Below are 23676 nucleotides of genomic sequence, written 5' to 3'. Positions count from 1 at the left end.
TGAAATTGAAGAATCTTTAACATCGGTTGAGATAATAGAGAATAATCAAAAAATGTAGAAAAACGCCAAGAAAAGACCACAGATCAGGAGGGGTAATGAGAGCAACTATCAACAAACATCCAAAGAAAAGAGTGCTGTTGATCACTACCGGCGGCACGATTTCGGCGCACCATCACTCTCCGCTCGATCGGGCGCAATATCGTTCGGGCCATTATCTTGGCGAAGACTTTTTAAAGGCGCTTCCAGAGGTGAGCATACGCTACGACATTACCGTTAAAAACTATGCGCGAATTAGCAGTACCGAGATGGGAACCGATGAGTGGATCATGCTGAAAACGGCTTGCGATAGAGCGTTAAATGATGATGGATTTGATGGCGTTGTAATCACGCACGGCACCAATACTTTGGAAGAGACGGCCTATTTTCTCCACCTAACGTTAAAGAGTGATAAACCGGTGGTATTAACCGGCGCGCAACGCCCCTTTACCCACCTAAGTTCTGATGCGCTGAGTAATCTTTATGATGCGTTTTTAGTTGCCGCGAGCGATTCCTCACACGGGAAAGGCGTATTGGTTGTGGCGAATAACCGGATCTATTCTGCCCGCGATGTCACTAAAACCGCCACCTATCATTTAGAAACTTTTCAATCTCCAAGCACAGGTCCGATCGGATCGATTGAACCAGATGACGAGACTCATTTTACTGCAACGCCGGCTAAGAGACATACACTCAATAGTAAGTTCTCGACCCTTCCTTTTTTAGGCGCTGATGGGAAGCCCCTTAAACTCCCGAAAGTCGCTATTAGTTATTCCTATTCGGGGGCGGAGAGTGTGATGATTGAGGCGCTATTAAATACTCACTATCAGGGCATCGTGGTTGCGGGAACGGGCGCGGGGCGTGTTTCAAAAGCAGAAGAGATGGCGCTTAAAAAGGCTCAACAACAGGGGATAGCGCTGGTGATGAGTAGACGGGTAGGCAGCGGGTATGTGGTTGCGATCAAGAGTTATGAGGATCTATTCATTCCTGCGCGAGATCTTAATCCACAAAAGGCGCGAATCCTATTAATGCTTGGGATTTATGCAGGGTATTTTAAAGCAGATATGGTTCAATTGTTTCAAATATTTTAAATGATGATTTAGAGAGTTTGTTGACTTACGCAAGATTGTTATTGTTAGCAATCATTTTTAGTAAATTTGATATCGATTATTCAGTAATTAATCAGTTGTTTTATTCAAAAAAATTGTCAAAGTTGCTATTTAAATGTAGCGCCATGGCACTTTTTAGTTGATTAAATTATTAATAATTTTCTTCATGAGCGTAATAAAAAAGAGGTATTATATTGTCTACTAAAAGAGTAATTTATTGACGAAATGTATGACATATGACAAAAGCAAAAAATAAAAAAAGGAAGGTTAACGAGCAGATATCAAGGGCGTTTCGTTATCATTTGATTACACGTCGGCGGCATATATTGGCGATTTTTTCAGTCTTTATTTTTTTTATTGTTTTTGTGTGTGGTGCTTGGTGGTATTTGATTGGTCAATATCATGTTACTACGGAGGATGCTTATGTCGATGGCGATATCGTGACTATTAATGCTCAAATATCTGGGAATGTCGCCACAATCTATGTTGATAATACCGATATAGTTCAACAAGGGGATCCTTTGATCGAGTTGAGCGATACAGATATGAAACTCAATTTAGAGCAAGCTAAAGCAGGTCTTGCTCAAGCGGTGCGTGAGTTGCACCATAAATTTGCTCTTAAAGCTCAATTAGAGGCGATTGTTAAGCAGCGTCAATCTGAATTTGAACGTGCTGAAAGTGAATATAATCGTCGATCGATTTTAGTCAATAGCCATGCAATTTCCGATGAAGACTTACAACAATCTAAGCAAGAACTTGAGAGTACGGAAGCGATGTTAATCGCCTCTCAAAAAGAATTGGAAGGAATGGTTGCATTAATTGATAATACTGAGGTACGGACACATCCATCGGTATTAAGTGCGATGACCCGTGTTAGAGAAGCTTATATTCAATTGGCACGTACAACTGTTTATGCCCCTGTGAGTGGTATGGTGACTAAACGGAATATTCAATTAGGACAGCATATCACTCCAGCCACTAGTTTAATGGCCACAGTGCCTCTTAATAATGTATGGGTGAATGCTAATTTTAAAGAATCTCAGCTACGACATATTCGCACTGGGCAAGCTGTTATCTTAAAGTCTGATGTCTATGGGCGCAGTGTGGTGTTTCATGGGAAGGTGTTAGGTGTCGATGCTGGTACAGGGAGTGCTTTTGCTCTTTTACCTGCGCAAAATGCAACGGGGAACTGGATTAAAGTGGTGCAGAGAGTACCGGTTCGTATTGGGCTTGATCCTGAAGAAGTGGCGGTTTATCCGTTAAGAGTGGGGGTATCGATGAGGGTAACGGTTAATACACGAAACGCATTGAATATTGACGAAAACTTGAACGCATATGGTGCTAACTCTATCTACGAAACAACATTTTTTGAACAGAGATCGCAAGATGTGGAGGCAATAATTGAACAAATTATTATCGAAAACAGCACACTGTCTACTTAAAAAGTCAATGCGTTGAGCCATAAATTATGTCATTACCGCAATCAATCGTAGCTCCTGCGCATTTTAAAGCGATTTTAATCACGATCTTCTTTTTAAATATAATTGAATATCTTCAATCGGGAATGATCGCGTTTGCAGCACGTCCCATTATGGGAGAGATTGGGAGTAGCCCTGAAGAGTTTGGCTTGATCAATGCTGTCTATGCAAGTATCGCAGTTATTATGATCGCCAAGCAACATTGGATGATAGAGCGGTTGGGGTGGCGGCGTTATATACAGATTGCATTGAGCTTTTTCATGATGGGGGCGTTGGTCTGTTATTTTAGTCACTCATTTTATACTTTTTTAGCTGGCCGAGCTATTATGGCGCTTGGCGGTGCTTCGTTTATGACAAGTGCGCGTCTTCTTACATTATTATTGCCAGTGGGAGTTTTACGTTTTGTAGGGATCCGATTTTTCGTTGTGAGTATGATCTTTGGTATGGCTGGTGCGCCATTTTTAGCATCTTTGGTTGTGACGCATGATAGCTGGAATATGGTCTTTATTTTATTGATTGTTTTTTCGGTGTTAGCCTGGTTGATTTCAACCATTGCGTTGCCCGATGAGATTGTACAACCAAAACATCGAATGACTCAGAGTAGTCCAATGATCTTCATGTTGCTACTTTTAGGGGGATTTTCATTTTTCTATGTATTTAGACGCTCGAGTTATAACTTTTACAGTAATACGTTTATGCTGTTATTGATGGTTTTTGGCTCATTAATCTTTTTAATTCTCTTCTTTTTTCGCCTGCACACGCGAAAACTGGATAAGCCATTAATGCAAATTCGTCCCGTATTTCAAAATAAGCTCTTTATTTTAAGTACTCTCTTTTCTAGTGCTTTTTATATTGTGACAGCAAGTTCTAATTATGTGTTACCTCTCATGCTCCAGCAGGGATTGAATTTTTCATGGGCCTCGATTGGACTCTATATGTCATTTGGCTTTAGTACGGCATTTATCGCATGGAAAATATTTTCGACCTATATTCAACGATCGCCCATGCTTAAAAAATATCTTCTAGTAGGGGGAGCCTGTATCGCTTTTTATGGCTGGAGTTTATCTAATTTAACGCCACAGGCAACACTTTCATGGCATATTTTACCGGCGCTCTTGGCAAATGGTTTTTATATGATCTTTTTTATGTCACCAGTGACTGCTGCAGGATTTCGTAGTTTAAGAGGGGATGATATGCTTTTTTCTCATGCGATGCAGTTGCGAAATATTATTGCACAATTGGCGTTATCGATCGGTGTTTCTTGGGGGATCGTATTTATGCAATGGCGTACGACCATTCATTTTAGTCAAGTCGGAGAGAGTTTTAATTCATTCAATCCTAATTTTCTTAGTACACTCGATCAGTTAACAGCACTTTTTTCTCATGCTATGTCCGACAATGAAGCGCAATATGCCGCTTTAACACAACTGCAAAATCAATTACAGCAACAAGCAATTTTGATGGCGTCCATCGATTTTTTTCACTATGTCATGATTTTTGGTGTAGTCGTAACGATTGTCTTCTTAATTCAACGAACCGTAAAATAGCACAATACCGATTGAATCGATGCATCACCTCTTTTAAAAATCAGACGTTGCTTTATTATTAATCAATAAAATAGGTTTATTATCCCCGTTTAAATTATTATTTCGGTATGATTAACAGTTTATTAAATAATGAATTGATCGAATAATAAAGGTGGATTATGAAGCGGACCCGATTATCACTGCTGGTGGGATCTTTTTTCTTAGCGACGAGCATGCAGATGGGCGTTGCCGATATGGCCGACGGTCTCAATGCCTATTATAGCGGCGATACGACTGCGGCGTACGAAGCGCTTCTTCCTTACGGTGATACCGATGCTAAAAGTGCGTTTTTGCTTGGCATGCTTGAAATGGACGTTTCGCCGAGTGCTGAAGGCGTGGAAAAGATGCGCAAATGGTTTTTAATTGCCGAAGAGAAAGGGATGATTGAAGCGACCTATAATCTCGCGCTGATCGATTATTTTAATCAGGTTGATGAGCCTGAAAAGGTGCTCGAACGCTTAGAAAAAGCCGCCGACGAGGGGCTTTCTCAAGCGGGGATTTTGCTTGCTGTGCTCTATCTTGATATCTCACAAAGTGGCAATGATCTCTACCCGAAAAATGCGAAAAAAGGGATTGCTCACCTTGAAAAACTAAACGCAGAAAATCATCCAATGGTGGCGCTGTTACTGGGATTGGTGCACTTTGGCGATCAAGAAGACATGCCACCGCTTGGCGATTTTAAACAAGATTCTGCCAAAGGGATTGCTTACCTAGAATCGGCGCTGAGCGATGAATTTATTATGCCCGCGATGGTGCTTGCCGAGATCTATGCGGAAGGTCGCCATGACATTAAGGCGGATGCTGAGAAGGCGCAATATTATAAGGCGTTTGTTGAAGAAAACTTCATGCAGTTTTTCTTGATGGAGGACCCGGCGAGCCCATCCCTGATAAAAATTGACGCACTGCTCTCAGCTGAAGAGATCGCGAACACCTTACAAACCCTCGAAGAGAAAGCCGCAAACAATGATCTTGAAGCGATCATTCTGCTGGGGAATATTTATCGTGCCGGCGTGATTGTGCCTGAAAACACGACGCTTGCGCTCGAGTATTATAAAAAAGCGGCGGATTTAGGCGATATGACGGCGCTTTTTTACGTGGCCGATTCGCTTGAAGGCGATGAGCAAATTATCTATCTTGAAAAGGCGGCAGAGGGCGGATCTGTCCGAGCATTACGCTCGCTTGCAGAGATTCATAACGCCTATTATTCTGATTATTATGATGAAAAACGCGCCTTTAATTATCTGTTAAAAGCGGCCGATCTTTCTGATGTTGAGGCGCAATTTCTCGTTGCCAATACCTATTTAAAAGAGCACCATGATAAAAATTCACAGGCGCAAGCGGTGAAGTGGTATGAGCGAATTATTGCAGAACAGTCAGAAAGCGATGCTCATCAGCGTCAAGCCCATCTCAATTTAGGCGATCTTTATGCCGATGAAGAGGGTGTGCTTTATAATATTGAGCTTGCCAAAGCCGCCTATGAAAAGGCCCTTGAAGTCGGTGATCCTGTGGGATATGCGGAATATCGTCTTGCAAAAATTGAAGAGATGAATGATCTTAAAAAAGCCGTCACGCGTTATGAATCAATTTTAGATAAAGCCAATCCTGAATCGGAAGAAGTGCGGGGATTTACAGCGCTCAGACTTGGTAAAATTTATCGACAAGGTGCTGAAGGCATTGAGAAAGATCGCCAAAAAGCCCACGATTATTTTGTCACCGCGCTAGCGTATGATGTGACGGCGGCGAACTATTATCTTGGTGAAGATTATTATGACGGCGTGGTGGTTGAAAAAGATTTAGCAAAAGCGAAAGCCTACTTTAAAGAGGCCAGTTCTGAGTATTATGATGCGGACTATTACTATCATAAAGTGATCGTTGAGATGGGTGATCCAAAAGAGATTGCAGCGATTCGCGAGAAGCTCCTTGATAATGCCCATTATCGCGGGAATGGGCAGCCTGAGTATCTCACGCTTGCTTTTTCAGTATTAGGCGATACGCCCGAGGATTTAGCGTGGCTCTATAATTATTACTATTGGAAAAAGCAGCCAAAAGCGCTTGAAAAATTAAAAGAGCTCGCAAAAACCTCTGATTTGGCCGAGCACTATTATGGGTATGCATTGATTAAAACAGGCGCTCCCTTTGATGAGGCGATCGCGATTTTAGAAAAAACCGCGGAAAAAGGCGTTGTGGAATCGATGACGCTGCTTGGGTCAATCTACCGCCAAAACGAGTGGACCATTGGGCGTTCGATTGAGTTTAATCCTGATCGCGCGCTGCATTGGTATCAACGAGCGGCGGAGCTTGGCGGCGACAAAGAAAAAGAGAAGCTCGCTGAGATCTACTTTAAGGAGGAGTATCGTTTTAGAGATTACCGTAAAGCGAAAGCGGCGTATGAATCGATCTCTCCTGAGTGGAAATATTATGATTCCGTGCAAAAAAATCTGGTGACCATCAATGAAGCGCTCGAAGAAGTCGATGCCGTAGAAGCGCGTTATAAAGCCGGTGATCTTGATGCCGCATTAGAGCTTGCCGAGTGGCATTTGTCTGGCAAAAAAGGCTTTACCAGCGATGAAAAAGGGCTTGAGCTGATTAAAGAGGCGGCAGATAAAGGCCATCGGGATGCTCAATTTCGCTATGCGAATTATCGCTCCCATGATGATGGGCGTCTTTCACAAGCAGAGCGTTTCCGCTACTATCTATTAGCGGCTGAAAATGGGCATGAAGAAGCGGCGGGCGAAGTAGCAGAGCGCTATTATGCGGGCAATGGGGTTGAATATAATCGTGAGGAAGCGCGTAAATGGTTTAGCGTGGCATCGCGTTATTCGATAAATTCTCCGGTAGCTCCTTACTACCTCTCAAACATTAATAAATTTGATCAAGCGCTTGAAAAGGCGGATGCCGGCGAGCTTGAGAGCATTTATCAGGTGGCGATATGGTACAGTTCTGGCTATGGCATAAAAAGCGATGTGTTAAAAGCGATCGAATATTATCAAAAAGCGATTGAAAAAGGGCATACGGATGCACTCTATCGCCTTGGGCAAATCTATATTAATGGCGATTTAGGTGAGTTTAATTGGGAGTTAGCGCTCCCCCTTTTCCAAAAGGCGGCTCAAGCGGGCAATAATAATGCAACCGAGATGCTGGAGCATTATGAAAAGGATGTGAAAGCGGCGCTTGAAGGGGATTTGAAAGGGCGTGTTCATTATGCGGAATATCTCATTAACGAGATTCGTAGCTATTCAGAAGCGTATCAAAAACCTGAGTTTACCTATGCTCTCGGATTTCTTGAAAGTGCGCAACAAGAGGGAAGTGGACGGGCAAGCTATCTACTTGCCGAACTTTATGGCGGCGACTATGCCGATCGATTCTTTGAAAAAGAGGACAATGCAAAAGAGCGTTATGTTGAACTTTTAAAAGAGGCGGTTGAGCGCGGCGATGCGAGTGCGAAAGTGGCGCTCGGGAATTATTATATGACCGATGAATCGCTCTCAGCTTCTGAGCGTGAGACGCTCCTTGAAACGCTCTATCTTGAAGCACTTGAAGAGGATAAAGAGGCCTTTGAATCGCTGATGAAACTCTACGGCGGAAAGATTGAAGGCGTTCCGGCCAACTTTGAAAAAGCGAAAGCCCTCCTTTTTAAAGAGTGCGGTGCTGAGAACAAAGATGCGTGCTATCACCTTGCGGATGCCTATAAAAATGGCGCGTATGATCTGGCGAAAAACTGGCGTAAAGCGGCGGGCGTTTTTACCGGTATCGAGGATGATAATGCGGTCTACACTTATTTAGCTGAACTCTATTTAAAAGGCGATGAGACGCTTCCGCAAAACTTCGAGCTCGCAGCAAGCTATTATGAAAAGGGGTTGCATCTCCTTGAGGCGAAAGAGGCCGCGATGACCTCGGAAAATTCGCTCTGGTTTGGCGTCGATTCCGCAGAGCTCTTTGCTTACCGTGCTGCAAGAAACTTTAGCGAATATCGTGACCATTCACCCGAAGCGAAAGCACTGACAGCCGCTTGGTGGGAAAAGGCGTTTGAGTATAATTATTATGAAGATGGCGCACATGTTTTAATGGAACATTATCGTGATGCGAACGACTTTGAAACGGCTTACTATTACGCTCTTTTAAATAATGAGAAAGATCCTTATTTCCGCTCGCGGATCGATGAGGAAAAACAGGCTGAGATTGAAGCAGCGGCGAAAAAATTCCGTAACGCAGCGCCCTTTTTAAAATATAAAGCTTATATGAATGCCCGCATTGAAAGCGCTGAAAAGAGCGGTGAAGGGCGTGATTATTATCATTTAGCGCGAGTCTATCTTGAAAAACGCTTTACCCCATTTGATTTTGACCAAGCGGTGGCGTATTTCGAAAAATCGGGCGAACTCGGTTATTCGAGTGCCTATAATTATTTAGGCGGACTCTATCGCGATGGCGATTATGGTCAAGCAAAAGATATGGAAAAAGCGGTCTACTATTTTGATCTAGGCGCGAAGCAGGGTGATAGCAACTGTGCGCACTTAGCGGGCGATGCCTACTATTTTGGTCAAAATGGGCTGACGATTAACTACTCGAAAGCGGCGTACTATTTCGATCTGACCAAGATTGATGATGGTACGCACCATGCGCTAGCGAAATTTAAGCTCGGGAATATCTACTATAAAGGCTTAGGCGTTCCGCGCGATCTCAATAAAGCTTATGAACTGCTTCAATTAGCGGCAAAATACCATGACGGGTTCGCCATTGAAGCGCTCAATGAGTGGGATTTTAGTGAGATTGGTAAATAATCGCGCTGAATAATTAGCGGATCATTCGCAGATAAAATAAAACCTCTTAATGGATCGGGTGCTTTAAAATCCCGGTAATTAAGAGGTTTTTTATTGGCTTAAATTGAATATTAGAGCGGGAGGCTCTCAATATGGTGGCGATAGCGATCCATAAACTCTACAAAGGCGCGTACCGTTGGGTAATTGAGCGTCTCTTCATGATAAAAGAGCCACGTTTCACGGGTGATGTTATTGCCTTTTTTATCTTTGAGTGGCTCTTTAATAAGCGTCTCATTATCAAGAAGGCAAACGCCCGGGAGCACGGTATATCCAAGCCCTAAATTCGCCATCGCTTTACTTGTTTCAAGCGTATCGACCTGCATTAAGATCGAAGGCGGTTCTTTAAAGTGCATCTTCCACCAATTATTGACGATATCTTTGAGATAGCGGTCCATTTTATATTCAATGGAAGGTTGTTGGGGAAGCTCAGAGAGCACAATCGCATTTTGTGAGGCGATATAGAGCGGCTCTTCACAAATCAGCATTTTCTCATCTTCCCAATCATTGACGCCTCGTAAGATCGCGACGTGAATATCCCCATTTTTGAGATATTTAGTAAGATCGCGGCTAAGGCCTGTGGTGATTTCGGTTTTAACTTTCGGGAATTCTTTTAAAAACGCTTTTAGCAGCGCGGGCATTAGATATTGCCCGAAGGTTGAGGCGACGCCTAAGCGGATCGTGCCTTTAATTTTCGATTGAATTTGCACGAGCTTACTGCGGAGATGATCAAATTGCTGCATAATTTTGCGCGCATCTTCCACGACAATCTCTCCCTCGACCGTTGGGTGAATCCCTAAGCGGCCGCGGTTAAAGAGCTTCGCGTTCATCTTTTTCTCGATCTGTTGAAGACGATAGGTGAGCGCCGGCTGAGTCATATAGAGCACTTCAGCAACGGTGGTTAAGCTACGATGTTTTTCAATTTCTATTAAAATTTTTAAATCTTTTTCATTCATGGCGGTTGTCGTTATTATTTTAAGAGCATGGTTTCATGACACTTCTCTAGTTGTATCACGAATCATCAATAAAATATATCAATCGTTGATATCTAAATTTTTAAGTATTGTTTTATATCGATAAATTTTTTTTAAGCTGACTTTAATTTATTTGATAGATGACGCTTTTTAGGCGCATCGCAAAACGTCCAGCCCATTTTTTTGCCATACTCACGGCAATCAAAGAGGCGATTTTCCTCGTCAATTTTCTTTAATGTCTTGTCTTCAAGCGCTTTAATTTGGCTCGATAGATCATCGCATGCCAGGCGTTTTCGCCCTAAACGTTCGATCTCTTTTTTAAGCTCTTTGAGATAGAAGATATAGATCGCTTCATGATGTTCTTCATGATCTAAAATTTTACGATATTCGCGATTAAAATCGCTGGTGACGCTGTAACTGTAGTTGTAATGCGTGTTGAGCTTCGGTAGATAAAAATGGGAATGAAGCGTAATGTCCACGCGGGAAACGGTACAACGTTTAAAAAGATGGGTGTTAAAGTGAGTTTCAAACTCCACTTTCGGTTGATATTCGCCCAAGGTTGAGGCGTTTTTTTCATTTAAAAATTGATGAGACGACAGCGGGGCGTCACGGACGATGCTATCGAAAATCGCCTCACCGGGATTTGGGGTTACCGTGTAATAGGTCACCTCTTTCTCGACTTCAATGGCAAAGAGCGGGGAAATCAATCCCCACCCTAAGCTAATGAGTATGCATTGCAGCGTACGCATTATTGATTATTTCACCACAATGTTAACAAGGCGGTTCGGAACAACAATGACGCGTGCGATCGCTTTGCCATCGATAAATTTCTGCGCGTTTTCATTCTCAAGCGCCATTTTTTCGATTGCTTCTTTCGCACTTTCTGCCGGCACCATAATTTCGCCACGGAGTTTACCGTTCACCTGAACCATATATTTGATCTCCTCGGCAACAAGGGCATTCTCATCGACTTCCGGAAGGTCGTAGTTAAGAATGTCATCGCCATAAAGTGATGACCAAATGGTATGAATCAAGTGGGGCACGATCGGGCTTAAGAGGCGTAACATAATTTTGTAACCCTCTTGTTTGACCGCATTATGATCAGCACTATCGCCCAGTTTATTGAGCGCATTTAAGATGATCATATTGGCCGATACCACGGTATTAAAGTGGAAACGATCGTAGTCGTAGAGCGCTTTTTTGAGCTCACCATGAATCTCACGGCGGATCTCTTTCGCTTTTTTGTCTTCAATTGCGGAGAGATCTAAAACGTCACCTTTTAAAACGTCTTGATTGTCGTAGGCAAAATTCCATACGCGTTTCAAGAAGCGTTCAGCGCCTTCAAGCCCTGCACTTGACCATTCAAGTGATTGCTCAGGAGGTGAGGTAAACATCATAAAGAGGCGCGATACGTCCGCTCCATATTTATTGACGATCTCTTCAGGGTCAACGCCGTTATTTTTCGATTTACCCATTTTTTGGATACCATCGTAAACCACCGGCTCGCCATCGCCTTTGTAGAGGTAGACCGTTTCGCCATCTTTCTCAACGGTTTCGATATCTTTTACGTTAAACCATTGATAGCCTTTGCTTGTGTGACGATAGAAGGTTGGTGCGACCACCATGCCTTGGGTTAATAGCGCTTTAAAGGGCTCGGGGCTCACTTTGGCAGGGTCGCCTAAAAGGCCTTCATTACGCATCAATTTATGGAAGAAACGTGAATAGAGGAGATGCAAAATCGCATGTTCAACGCCGCCGATATACTGATCAACCGGTAACCACGCTTCGGCGCGTTCGCTATCGATCATGCCTTTATCGTAATCACTTGAAGCAAAGCGCGCGTAATACCATGAGGATTCCACGAAGGTATCCATGGTGTCAGTTTCGCGTTTTGCAGGTTTACCACATTTCGGGCACTCCACATTGATAAAGCTATCGAGTTTATTGAGCGGATTGCCTGAACCATCGGGGATACAGTCCGTTGGAAGCACTACCGGAAGATCTTGCTCGGGCACAGGAACCGGGCCACAGCACTCACAGTTGATGATCGGAATTGGGCAACCCCAATAGCGTTGACGTGAGATTCCCCAGTCGCGAAGGCGATATTGTGTTCTTGGTTTTCCAAGATTACGTTCTTGTAAAAATGCGCCGATTTTCTCAAAAGCTTCTTCAAAATTTAAGCCAGTGAAATCGCCCGAATCAATGAGCGTTCCGTGCGCGGCATAGGCCTCTTCCCAAACGGTGTAGCTCGTATCTTTTGCGCCGCAATCGATCACAGGTTTAATGGGTAAACCGTATTTATGGGCAAAGCCAAAGTCACGCTCATCGTGAGCAGGAACCGCCATCACCGCGCCGTCACCGTAGGCCATTAAGACATAGTTCGCGACCCAGATTTGCACTTTTTCACCGGTAATCGGGTGCGTTGCAAAAAAGCCTGAGTTCATGCCTTTCGCTTCTTGCGTTGCAAAGTCCGCTTCTGAAGTACCGGTTTTTTGGCACTCTTGGATAAATTCTTTTAATGCAGGATTGGTTTCAGCGGCTTTTGTTGCGATCGGGTGCTCTGGTGCAACGGCGACATAGGTCACTCCCATTAAGGTATCAGGGCGGGTGGTGAAGACGTTAAATTGACCGCCTTCGTAGGTGAAAGTCACCTCCATCCCTTCAGATTTACCGATCCAGTTCGCTTGCATGGTGCGCACTTGCTCAGGCCAGCCGCCTTTTAGAATATCAAGATCTTCTAACAGCTCGTCAGCAAAATCGGTAATTTTGAAGTAGTACATCGGGATTTCACGACGCTCAACCAGCGCATCCGAACGCCAGCCACGACCGTTAATTACCTGCTCGTTTGCAAGGACGGTTTGATCCACAGGGTCCCAGTTTACAATGCCGTTTTTACGGTAGATGATGCCTTTTTCGTAGAGTTTGAGAAAAAACCACTGCTCCCAACGATAATATTCAGGATCACAGGTTGAAAATTCCCGTGACCAATCGAACCCAAAGCCGAGTTCTTTAAATTGGCGACGCATATAGACAATGTTTTTATTGGTCCATGCATAGGGTGCCACTTGGTTGTCGATCGCCGCATTTTCAGCAGGCATTCCGAACGAGTCCCAACCGATTGGTTGCATCACGTTGAAGCCCTTCATCATTTTATAACGGCTAATCACATCCCCGATTGTGTAGTTACGCACGTGCCCCATGTGCAGTCGCCCGGACGGGTAGGGGAACATCGATAAACAGTAATAATTGGGTTTATCGGTCTTATCTTTGGTAATGAAGGATTGATTCTCTTCCCAGTACGCCTGGGCAGCCGCTTCAATGGCAGAGGGTTGATACGTTGGCTTCATCTTTAAACGATCCTTTGTAGTCAAACGAGATTAATAAAAAATCTTACAAGCCTTCCATTATACAAATTTTGGGGCAAGTTGTCTGACTTCTCGAGGCGAATGATGGTAAATTATTTTGTCAGGTGAATGTGCGCTGCACAATGTTGATTTAAACGGCCATAATGGGGATATTTTATTGCGTCAAAAGCCATCTAAAAAACATCTCACAAAAAGACAATATATCTTTAGATCGATAAAGGTCATTGATTATACAAAACTTTTAACTAAAATAGTTTCAAAAAGGGGCTTGCTTTTCCATTTTCGGGGTGTTAAAACTAATACTCAGTGATTCGGCGGTAATGGAAGAATCATTACAAAAAATTAGAAACTTTTTACATCCCATTACCATTTGTTACACACTATATTATTCACACTCTCAATTAGGAGTAGTCATGGCTACGCAAAACGTACAAAAAACCATCGTTTCGACCACCACTTTCAATGTGCGTGCGGCGATGTGTATGTGTTGCTGTTCCATGATGATGTGTTGTTAATCCCTAACCGCATTTAGACTCCATTTTCCAAATAATTACATTTTATATTTCAGATTAATCGATCGTTTTATTCACGATGATATCTGCGCATGCATCGGCGTTACGCTTGGATGTTGCTTTATGGTCTGTGATCTAGGCAGTTTGCCATCACGACTTTAACGCGCCATCTTTGTAACTCCGAGGGCATTTTTGCGCGGCTATGATTTCCGTGAGTGGACGATTGTGCCTAAAAAAGGAGGATCATCGTGATCACTGGGCTATTTATAGGAATTGTTTTCGGCTTTATTTTACAGCGGGCTCGATTTTGTATGACGGGCGGCTTTCGCGACATCTATCTAACGCGAAATAATACCATGCTCTACGCATTTTTAATCGCCATTTCAGTGCAGGCCGTCGGCGTTTATGCGCTCGTGCAAACGGGCCATTTAACCCCTAAAGTGGGGACATTTTCCCTCTTAGGATCGATCGGTGGAAGTCTTCTTTTCGGCATCGGCATCGTCTTAGCTGGCGGGTGCGCCACCGGAACGTGGTATCGCGCGGCAGAAGGATTAATCGGCAGTTGGATCGCACTCTTTTTCTATATGATCTTTGCGGCGATTACCAAATATGGTGCATTAAAAGGAGTCTATAGCGAGATTGTTTCGGTGGGCGTTGTCAATAACTCTGTTGCTGAAACGGTAGGGCTCTCTCAAGGTCTGTTGATTGCGATTCTAGTGGCGGTGACTGGGTTTTTCACAGTGAAACATCTGCGTAAACCAAAAGTAAAAATCCCTTCACTTCCCCCGAAAAAGAGCGGTATCGCGCACCTTTTATTTGAAAAGCGTTGGCATCCCTTTGTGGCCGGTGCGGTGATTGGATTGATCGCACTTGTGGCGTGGCCTTTAAGCACGGCAAGCGGGCGAAATGGCGGGCTCGGCATTACAACGCCCTCCGCGAATATTATTCGATTTTTAGTCACGGGCGATTTAGGCGTGATCGATTGGGGGGTCTTTTTAGTTCTTGGCATCTTTGTGGGCTCATTTATCGCTGCGAAAGGCAGTCGAGAATTTAAATGGCGCGTCCCCAGTAGTGAGATCTTAATCTCAAGCGCAACAGGCGGCATATTAATGGGTATTGGCGCAAGTTTTGCTGGCGGATGCACCATCGGAAATGGCCTAACCAATACTGCCATTATGACCTGGCAGGGCTGGAGCGGACTTGTTTTCACCATCATCGGTGTCTGGATCGCCTCTTACTTTGTCTATGTGAGACCGCGCAAAAAAGCCGGAAGTAAAAAAGGCTTAAACAAGCAACCCGCATTAAACGCAGCATCCGTTACCAACTAAATCAAATTACATCACCCATTCATCATTTTATAATTTATACCCATTTAGGAGATCCATTATGGCACTTTACGAACTTAAATCCCTTGGACTTGTCTGTCCTTTCCCGCTGATTGAAGCGAAAGAGAAGATGGCGGAGCTTGAGATTGGCGACGCGCTTCGCATTGAATTTGATTGTACTCAAGGGACCGAAGCGATTCCGCGCTGGGCAGCAGAAGCGGGGCATGATGTCACCGAGTATGCCCAAATCGGAGATGCCGCTTGGACCATCACCGTGGTAAAAACCAATTAACTTAAACTTATTTGATCGTTATCGATCTTGATTGAACGGCTAATAACCGGCCGTTCAAACCCGTTCCCCCATGATCTCTGCACACTCCATATCAAATGTCAGAGATATCTCTTGAGGCTCTTAATGTTTTCTGGCGACTCCATTAAGGGCCTCCTTTCTATTTTAGCGCCGGCGATTTTTGACCATGCGTTTCACTTTCGGCAGAGTGATTTGGAGCTTACTTAGTGCCGTTTCACTCTTATTTAAAGGTGCGGGTAATAATTTCAGGTCGATCGGATTATCCGTTGAAATTGTGCGCGTTTTGGGGTTCCAAACAAACGGTTGATTGGTAATACTATTGATGGCACGGCGTTTTTCTCGCTGTAAAAAAGCTTCAATATCGCGGTCTTGAATACGATTTTTCGCGATGAGATATTTAAGGCGCAGCAATTTATGATAGTTATGTTGCACAATTAATTGCGTGTAATAACGCTGATCAAAGGGGTTATTTAAGCGCGTTTGCAGGGCAATCATCTTTTCACTCGGATTGAGGAGTGAATCGTGATTTAAAAGCGCGATATACTCATTCACCTCATCAAAATAGTAGGCGCGAGCATTGCTAAAAGGCATGGTTTTAAGCGTCTCATAGAGCGGACTTTTCTCAAACATCTCGATCATATCGCGCATCTCTCGAAGGGAGCGAGTGGCTTCATTTTTACGTTGCAATAGCTCCACATCAAAGGTATTGGGCGTGCCGATGAGCTCGATCAGCTCCTCAATTTTGGGTTTTTGCAGGGTAAAGAGTTCTTCAAGCGTCATCGTTTCTAAGGTTTTTTCATCCATGCCATCGCTAATCGGGTCAAAGAGCGCGGTGGACCAAAATTCCGTTTCATAGCGCGCCCGTTCGGTGAGCTCAAAGGAAACGGCTTTTGTGAGCGTTTCGAGAATATCGAGGCGTTCTTGCAATTCAAAAATCGCTTCAAGCGCCGGATCGTTAAGAATAGGGTCTAGCGCATTTTCGGACAGTAACGCATCGAGCGTCTGATCAAGGGATTGGCGAAGCGAAACGCTCACCATCAGATCGACTAAGAGCGGGGATTGTTTTGATTCGGTGAGAAGCTCAATAAAATGATCGAGCGATTGCAGCGTATGCAGTGCATTTTGTTGCTGATTTGCGCTGTGGTAGCGACTAAAATCGAGCGCCATATTGGAGAGTTCAAGATGAAACAGGTCGATCATCAATTGATGATTATTAAAGGGAATATAGGCAAGCGCGATCGGCGTATCGGGGATTAAAACGGTGTTGTGCTCGCTCTCCTCGCGGAGTGTTTTAAAGCGTTGCAGTAGCGTTTCATTATTATTGATCAGAGTATTAATGATCGGCTGACGGGCGTTAAGCGTTTCCAAACATCCCGTCACCGGATAAACCCGGCAAGGCGTAATCTCTTCGATTGTATAGGCCGCGCCATCTTTTTCAATGTAGCGATTAAAATGCAAAAGCGCGCCATTTTCAGGCAGATAATCATGAATCGATTTAAATTTAGGCGCGTTTCCCGTTTCCCAACTATCGCGCTGATCAGCATCATTTTGGCTAGATTTATTGCCGATAAGTGCATTGTGGCGTACCAGGTTTTCACCAATCTCTAAATAATGATCCCCAGGAAAATTGAGCGCAATGCCATGCAGATAAAGATTATCTTTAAGCAGAGTCTCGATGGGCTGATTCTCGTCAGGTAGCGTCGATTCAGCCAATACCGGCGACAGCGAAAGCGGAATCAACATCGACAACGCAAGAGTTAAAAGCGACTTTTTCACACGGGGCACCATCATTCAATCCTCTCCATTATGATCGTTATTGACATCATTTTTATTATCATGTCATTAAAGCATCTCACTGAATGAGCGTCCATTGAATTTACTTTAATGCAATTAACCATTATTTACGATAACAGATTATTTTTAACAATAGAGTGACAGGGTATCGGGCTGTGACTGTATGTTCAATAATTCGATTACTCGATGATATGTCCTAAAATCTCTCCCGCCTTTAGCGCCATCCAAAGTTCCACAACATCGGCGGTTGAATTGAGCTTTCGTCCGGTAATCTCTTCAACTTTATGGATGCGATAGACCAGCGTCTGCTTATGAATATGGAGCTGATTCGCGGTCTTTTCCCAAGCGCGATCATTTTCTAAAAAGGCTTTTAGTGTATGCAAGTAGCGCGTATTTTTGCTCTGATCTTGTTCATAGAGTGCGCCCAAATTAAATTCAAATATGCGTTCGGCCTCTTCAAGACTTCGAGGGAGGGTATGCGTTGCGTAATTTTGATTGGAATAGTGTTGGATGGGGTATTCCGGCGAGCTATTTTTATAAGCAAGCATCGCCTCTTGAAAAGCATCATGAATCCGCTTAATTTCAACAATCGGATCGCTAATGCCAAGTTGCGCAAAGAGGCGGGTCAAGGTGTCGATATGCGGCGCTTCAGTAATGAGAAAGAGTCGTCCTTTTTTTAAAAGTGCCATTCCCGAGACATTATATTTAAAGAATTGTTTTAGATAATGATGATCGGCCTCGAGGGTTGTAATAACGGCGTAGCAAGGCGTCTGCTCCATATCGATCTTAAAGTTAGGCAATTTCTGTTCGATATAGGCGCTACTTACACGCTCATTTAAAATATCATCGAGGAAATCACTGCTGAGTCTAAAGCGCTGATAACAGGTCTCTTTACGATTTTCAAGGCAGAGGCTAAAGAGCATGGCAAGATTTTGCATCAGCTCATGATTGATGGAATTATCGATCACGATAAGCAATAGATCTTGCGCTTGTAGCGGAATCATGTGAAGTGTCGGCGCTGAGGGTTGATAGATTTTCTGAACCTCTTTTAGCGTTAAGGGAGTTTCCTTGATGGTCGTGAGGACACTCTCAGGAAGGGGCGCTAAATTAAAGAGGGGAATTGTCGGATCGATGGGATCCATCAGATAGATGGGTAGGTTTAAAAGAACACTAACCCGCTCTAATAGCGCATTGATATCATGCTCTTTAATCAGTTCTTTCGTATGATCGTATAAAAGGTTGACGAGTGCGTTATTAACCGCATCTTTTTTCCCTTTATTGGCCTCAATAATAATTTTAGCCACCTCAATAAAGGGGACGTGATAGTTAATAAAAAGGACAGGAAAATCGTGTGCATCGGCGATTTTAATCAGTTTTGAAAGGTTATCGGGCGCGTTCATCTCATCTGAAATCATCAGTCCCGCTAAATCTGCATCAATTAACCGCATAATATAATCGTGCTGTTTCTTTTGATGTTTGGGAATGCCAAGCCCTGTCGTCATAATCAGATAGTTGGGTAAAACCCAAGCGCTTGGGTCTTCAAGCTCGGAAGTATGCGCCCACTCGATAGTGCGACCAAGCCCATTCTCTCCGGCTATTGGGCGTATTTTCAGTTGAGGCATTTCAACTAAATCACGAACGGTCAATTGCATGGAAATCCTTTTCGATTATGGATATTACCCCCATTATATTCATACGATCGTATGAAAGGGTAAAAAATTTCATTATCTTTGTCTAATTGTCATGAATCGTAGAAATCCATATTATCGAATAAGACGTAAATTTTATTATAAGCAAAAACAATTGAGTAATTTACGTGAGACTTCGGAAATGCGAATAAGCGATCAATTATAAAAATATCCAAATATATTATTGAAAATAAAAACGAAGCTCATCGAGGAATAAGGAGAGGAAAATAGTATGAATTCTACTAGCGTAGAGGGTTTTATGGAACCGTCTGGCGGATTTTCACGTGCAGATTCTGATGTGATATCGTCTAAAAAAACGTCTAAAAAAGAGCTGACAAGCGATCAGGCAACAGAGACACTTGTCGCGAAAAAACTCACTCTGTTAGAGGGCATTGCGATGATTGTCGGTACCAATATCGGTGCGGGCGTTTTAGCGATTCCTTATGCATCGCGAAATTCAGGGTTTATCCCCCTCTTTTTCTGGTTAATTGTGATCGGAATTATCACCACGATTACGATGCTCTATGTGGCTGAATCCTCACTACGGACGCGTGCACATTATCAGCTGAGTGGGCTAGCACGCAAATACGTTGGAAAGGTGGGATCGTGGTTTATCTTTATCTCCATTTTTGCCAATAGTACCGGTGCTTTGATTGCGTATATGGCGGGAAGTGGGCGTTTGATGAATGAACTTTTCGGCATTCCCAACCAGATTGGGAGTCTGCTGTTTGCCATTCCAGCCATCGGGATTTTATATGGGGGCCTAAAAGCGATCGGGAAGGGGGAGAAATATATCAGCATTACGATGATTTCGATGATCCTGATTCTCTCATTTGCAACGCTTTTTAATGTTAATACCAAAATTGAGCATCTAATGGAAGGGCAGTGGTCCTACATGATTCCGATCATTTATCTGGTGGTGTTTAGCTACTCGGCGCAATATATTGTGCCTGAGATCGCCCGTGGCTTTGTGCATCAACCAAAACTGTTGCCAAAAGCGATTGTGATCGGGATGCTCTGTACCTTTTTGCTTTTAACGACGGTGGCGCTTTCGATCATTTCACTAGCAGGAATTGATAATGTTGATGAAATCGCAACGATCACTTGGGGGCGCTATTTAGGCCCATGGGCGGCATTAACTGCGAACCTCTTTGCACTATGCGCGATGCTAACCTCCTATTGGGGATTAGGCGGCAGTTACCTAACGAATATTTATGACCAATTTAAATTGGGCTCCGAAACGCGGAAATTTCGCCGTGCGATCGTGCTTGCTGTGATCTCCATTCCTCCCTTTATTTTGGCGTACCGCGAGCTGGTTTCATTTGGAAGAGCCTTAGAGTTTGCCGGTGCTGTCGGTGGGGTGATTTTAGCAATTTTACCCATTTTAATGCTGAAAAGAGCTCGTAAGATCGGCGATATTGTGCCCGATTGGCAGTGTAACCGCTGGATCACGAGTGCTCCTGTGCAAGGAATGATTATTGCACTTTATAGTTTCGCGGCGCTCTATGCGGTGTGCGATCTGCTCTACAACACCAACCTTTTACCTGCCTCAATTGAGGAGATTTTGATCGGCTTAAATGTATTCGTTCCGAAATAGGCCCCTCATTGTTTAACACTTAACATCCATATCAAAAAAGAAGATCAATCAAAGGAGATTTAACATGAGTACTTTACAACAATTGCGTGAAAAATATGTAGCACGTGGGGTGAGCAACGGGAATTTAAATGTTGCGGTATCCGCTAAAAATGCCACTGTGAAAACGGAAGATGGCCGTGAGTTTATCGATTTTGCTGGCGCAATTGGAGTGATGAACGTGGGGCATAGCCATCCAAAAGTGGTAGAGGCGATTAAAAAACAGGTGGAAGAATTTACCCACCCTGGATTTAACGTCGTGATGTATGAGGGGTATATCGCGGTGTGTCAAAAATTATGTGAGATTACCGCCGGTGATCACGAGAAAAAGGCTGCGCTCTTTAACTCAGGGGCAGAAGCGGTGGAAAATGCGGTGAAAATTGCACGCCGTTATACCGGAAAGCCCGGTGTGGTCTCCTTTAATCGTGCATTCCATGGCCGTACTAACTTAACCATGGGCATGACCAGTAAAGTAAACCCCTATAAAGTGGGGTTCGGTCCATTTAACTCAGAGGTGTATCAAGCGCCCTTTCCATTTGTGTATGAGCGCCCAAATGGCATGAGTGAAGATCAATATATTGATCAGGTGATTGATCGTTTCAAAGAGTTTTTTAAAGGCACCGTGTCGCCGGATAATGTTGCCTGTGTGGTGATGGAGCCCGTTCAAGGAGAGGGTGGATTTATGATTCCTCCGCAACGATTTGTGGAGTTTGTCTATAATTTTTGCCAAGAGCATAACATTGTCTTTGTTGCCGATGAAATTCAGACCGGTTTCTGCCGTACGGGGAAAACATTCGCGATGGAAAATTACGGCATTGTGCCCGATCTTATGACTACCTCTAAATCACTTGCTGCAGGTATGCCATTAAGTGCGGTGGTAGGGCGCGCTGAGATGGTGAACACGTCCAACCCTGGTGAGCTTGGCGGTACTTTCGCAGGAAATCCCCTTGCTTGCGCGGCGGCTTTAGCGGTATTTGAGATTATTGAAGAGGAAAACTTAAACGATAAATCTGAAATCCTTGGTCAAAAGCTTGAAAACTTCTTAAAAGAAGCGCAAAAAACGCATGCATTTATTGGAGATATTCGCCGCTTAGGTGCGATGGTTGCAGCGGAAATTGTTGTGGATCCTCTCTCGAAAAAACCGGATGCCGCGCGCACGAATGCGATCGTCAATTATGCCAATGAACATGGCTTACTGCTTTTATCAGCGGGGCTTTACAGCAATGTGATTCGTTTCTTGTCGCCCCTTACAATTACCGATAGCGAACTTGAGAAGGGCTTAGCCATCTTAACAGAGGCCATTGAAGCAAGTGCAAAAGCGTAACGCTTCAATCAGTTCAATAAGTTCAATCAGCGCATATTTTATTTAAGCGAAATTTAAGTGAAATAGAGGTGGGTAAATAGCGAACCATTTACCCACTTTTTTATGAAGGTGAAGAAGAAAAAAGGATCTGAAACAATGACTCAATTAAAAGTACATAATCCTGCTACAGGTGAGCTACTGGCAACGCTCCCCATTGATTCTAAAGAGGTGATTATTGAAAAACTCGCTCGCGGGAATGAAGCATTTAAAACATGGCGGAAAACCTCGGCATATCACCGCGCAGAGCTTATTTTTAAATGGGCAGAGCTCATTATGCGGGATAAGGAATCGATCGCTAAAGTGATGACGGAAGAGAATGGTAAGCCGCTTCAAGAATCCCGTGGTGAGGTCAATTATGCGGTGAGTTATTTAACGTGGTATGCCGAAGAGGCCAAGCGTATCTATGGGCGCACAATTCCGGCAAATGGGAGCGATAAACGCATTGTTGTAACGCGTCAAGGAATCGGGCAAGTGGCTGCCATTACGCCATGGAATTTTCCTGCTGCAATGATGACCCGAAAAGCCGGTCCTGCGCTTGCGGCGGGGTGTACATTTATTGTGAAGCCGGCAGAAGATACACCGCTTACCATGATTAAATTGGTGGAGCTCGCTCATGAGGCCGGGATTCCCGAAGATGTGATTCAATGCGTGATTGGTCATGGCTCAGAGGTTGGCCCTATTTTCACGGAAAGTGAGCATGTGCGCAAAATTACCTTTACTGGCTCAACGCCCGTTGGGAAGCGCCTAATCAGCGATAGCGCCTGTACGGTAAAACATGTATCGATGGAGTTAGGCGGGCATGCCCCGTTTATTATCTGTCAAGACGCGGATATTGATTTTGCGGTGACGCAAGCGCTCGCTTCTAAATTTAGAAATGCAGGGCAGACCTGCGTGTGCGCGAATCGTTTCATTGTCCATCAATCGGTCATTCAGGAATTTAGTGAGAAATTTGCCGCTGCGACCAAGGCTTTAAAAATGGGAAATGGCCTCGATGCGAAGACCGATGTTGGTCCGCTGATTAATAAGAAAGGGTTTGATAAAGTGGTGTCTCAAATTGAGAATGCCAAATCGAACGGTGCGACTATTTTAGCCGGTGGCACCTATCAAGCGGATGATGAGAAAGGGATCTATTTTGTTGCGCCGACGGTGCTTGGCAAGGTCACGCTTGAGATGGATATTATGTCTGAGGAGACCTTTGGTCCCGTCGCTCCCATCATTGCATTTAATACCCTTGATGAAGCGATCGAAATCGCTAATGGCACGCCTTTTGGGCTAGCCGCGTACTATTTCACGAACGATTATAAGGCGGGTATTTATCTGCAAGATAATCTCGATTTTGGGATCGTTGGCTGGAATGATGGCTTGCCGAGCACGGCGCAAGTACCTTTTGGCGGCTTTAAAGAGAGTGGTATCGGCCGGGAAGGGGGAATTGAGGGAATTGAGCCCTATTTAGAAACCAAATATCTCTCCATTGGAAATCTATAAAAGGTCGATCTTCTTCTTTGAGCGTTGCGCTCTTAACGCTTAGAGAGTTTGATCGCCCTAAAGTAGAGTGTGTGATTCGTAGTCGTTTTGTTGACCTCGATATTGATTGCATAATGGGCGCGTCGTGCGCCAAAGACTCACACTCCATGAGTGATATGGCGTGAGAGCGTGCCTTGTTGAGATAAAATCAGTAGGCACGCTCTT

General features: G+C 44.0%; 14 protein-coding genes. 9 read left to right on the top strand and 5 right to left on the bottom strand.

Features of this window, described 5'->3' with window-relative positions; translation table 11 throughout:
* The first annotated feature begins 95 nt into the window (after positions 1–95).
* The 4 genes from OXI21_RS09705 to OXI21_RS09690 all read left to right on the top strand — a co-directional run bounded on the left by OXI21_RS09705 (position 96) and on the right by OXI21_RS09690 (position 8987).
* Positions 96–1127: an asparaginase gene (locus tag OXI21_RS09705; RefSeq protein WP_279619378.1), complete on the top strand. Its 1032-nt coding sequence runs from the start codon at positions 96–98 to the stop codon at positions 1125–1127.
* Between the two features lie 254 nt (positions 1128–1381).
* Positions 1382–2587, top strand: a complete 1206-nt coding sequence (locus OXI21_RS09700; RefSeq protein ID WP_279619377.1) for an efflux RND transporter periplasmic adaptor subunit — start codon at positions 1382–1384, stop codon at positions 2585–2587.
* A gap of 26 nt (positions 2588–2613) precedes the next feature.
* Entirely contained in the window at positions 2614–4170 is a 1557-nt protein-coding gene (locus OXI21_RS09695; RefSeq protein WP_279619376.1) for an MFS transporter, read from the top strand.
* Between the two features lie 158 nt (positions 4171–4328).
* The gene (locus OXI21_RS09690) at positions 4329–8987 is read left to right on the top strand and encodes a hypothetical protein (RefSeq protein ID WP_279619375.1); all 4659 of its coding nucleotides are present in this window, start codon (positions 4329–4331) and stop codon (positions 8985–8987) included.
* A gap of 110 nt (positions 8988–9097) precedes the next feature.
* Here OXI21_RS09690 and OXI21_RS09685 read toward each other — a convergent pair whose 3' ends face one another.
* From OXI21_RS09685 to leuS, 3 genes are all read right to left on the bottom strand, one after another.
* Complete coding sequence (locus OXI21_RS09685) at positions 9098–9979, bottom strand: LysR family transcriptional regulator (RefSeq protein ID WP_279619374.1); 882 nt, start codon at positions 9977–9979, stop codon at positions 9098–9100.
* Between the two features lie 131 nt (positions 9980–10110).
* The gene (locus OXI21_RS09680; RefSeq protein WP_279619373.1) at positions 10111–10746 is read right to left on the bottom strand and encodes a DUF922 domain-containing protein; all 636 of its coding nucleotides are present in this window, start codon (positions 10744–10746) and stop codon (positions 10111–10113) included.
* A gap of 6 nt (positions 10747–10752) precedes the next feature.
* The gene (leuS, locus tag OXI21_RS09675; RefSeq protein ID WP_279619372.1) at positions 10753–13344 is read right to left on the bottom strand and encodes a leucine--tRNA ligase; all 2592 of its coding nucleotides are present in this window, start codon (positions 13342–13344) and stop codon (positions 10753–10755) included.
* 775 nt (positions 13345–14119) lie between these two features.
* On the opposite strand from leuS, the gene OXI21_RS09670 reads away from it, so the two are divergent.
* The gene (locus tag OXI21_RS09670) at positions 14120–15202 is read left to right on the top strand and encodes a YeeE/YedE family protein (protein ID WP_347815536.1); all 1083 of its coding nucleotides are present in this window, start codon (positions 14120–14122) and stop codon (positions 15200–15202) included.
* A 58-nt stretch (positions 15203–15260) separates the two neighbouring features.
* Positions 15261–15491, top strand: coding sequence for a sulfurtransferase TusA family protein (locus OXI21_RS09665; protein WP_279619370.1), 231 nt, complete (start codon positions 15261–15263; stop codon positions 15489–15491).
* 162 nt (positions 15492–15653) lie between these two features.
* On the opposite strand, the gene OXI21_RS09660 is transcribed toward OXI21_RS09665, so the two are convergent.
* Both OXI21_RS09660 and OXI21_RS09655 read right to left on the bottom strand, forming a co-directional pair.
* Positions 15654–17300, bottom strand: a complete 1647-nt coding sequence (locus OXI21_RS09660) for a hypothetical protein (RefSeq protein ID WP_279619369.1) — start codon at positions 17298–17300, stop codon at positions 15654–15656.
* A 182-nt stretch (positions 17301–17482) separates the two neighbouring features.
* Positions 17483–18955, bottom strand: a complete 1473-nt coding sequence (locus tag OXI21_RS09655; RefSeq protein ID WP_279619368.1) for a PucR family transcriptional regulator — start codon at positions 18953–18955, stop codon at positions 17483–17485.
* Positions 18956–19223: 268 nt separating this feature from the next.
* Between OXI21_RS09655 and OXI21_RS09650 the strand changes: the two genes are divergently transcribed.
* From OXI21_RS09650 to OXI21_RS09640, 3 genes are all read left to right on the top strand, one after another.
* Entirely contained in the window at positions 19224–20588 is a 1365-nt protein-coding gene (locus OXI21_RS09650; RefSeq protein WP_279619367.1) for an aromatic amino acid transport family protein, read from the top strand.
* A 43-nt stretch (positions 20589–20631) separates the two neighbouring features.
* Entirely contained in the window at positions 20632–21948 is a 1317-nt protein-coding gene (gene gabT / locus OXI21_RS09645; protein WP_279619418.1) for a 4-aminobutyrate--2-oxoglutarate transaminase, read from the top strand.
* 135 nt (positions 21949–22083) lie between these two features.
* Positions 22084–23472: an NAD-dependent succinate-semialdehyde dehydrogenase gene (locus OXI21_RS09640; RefSeq protein ID WP_279619366.1), complete on the top strand. Its 1389-nt coding sequence runs from the start codon at positions 22084–22086 to the stop codon at positions 23470–23472.
* Positions 23473–23676 lie beyond the last annotated feature (204 nt).

Source organism: Ignatzschineria sp. RMDPL8A (assembly GCF_029815055.1).
GTDB lineage: Bacteria > Pseudomonadota > Gammaproteobacteria > Cardiobacteriales > Wohlfahrtiimonadaceae > CALZBJ01.
The sequence above is the reverse complement of the archived record's forward strand: the minus strand, read 5'-3'. Positions and strand labels throughout refer to the sequence as shown.